This window comes from Acinetobacter sp. EKM10A (assembly GCF_011075215.1).
Taxonomy (GTDB): Bacteria; Pseudomonadota; Gammaproteobacteria; order Pseudomonadales; family Moraxellaceae; genus Acinetobacter; species Acinetobacter baumannii.
This window is the reverse complement of record NZ_JAALLK010000051.1, coordinates 1-308: the sequence shown is the minus strand read 5'-3', so window position 1 is coordinate 308 and position 308 is coordinate 1. Positions and strand designations below refer to the sequence as shown.

Genomic DNA, 308 nt, shown 5'->3' with positions numbered 1-308 from the left:
ATCGATGTAAAACGTAATAGCCACATTGTTGATGTGAACTGGAATTTAAGTAAAACCGATTTCAATAAAATGATGGCCTTCTGGCGGATCTATCAGAATAAGCCAGCTTCATTTTATGCGGATCTGGTGATTGATCAGGGAGCACGTCAGCAATACCTGTGTAACTTCATTCCGAACTCCTTCAAGACCAATGAAGTTAATGGCAATCTTTACCGGGTAAATGCTCAGCTAGAAGTTGTTCAAAACCAGCCTAACCTGACTGCCGATATAGCTTTGATTAAGGATTGGGAGGTCTGATGGATAACGAA

The 308-nt window shown here is 40.9% G+C and carries 1 protein-coding gene; it reads left to right on the top strand.

Annotated features, from left to right (window positions below):
• A partial coding sequence (locus G9371_RS19030) for a hypothetical protein (RefSeq protein WP_165471311.1) occupies nucleotides 1-297 on the top strand: 297 nt, incomplete at its 5' end.
• Between the last annotated feature and the right edge of the window lie 11 nt (nucleotides 298-308).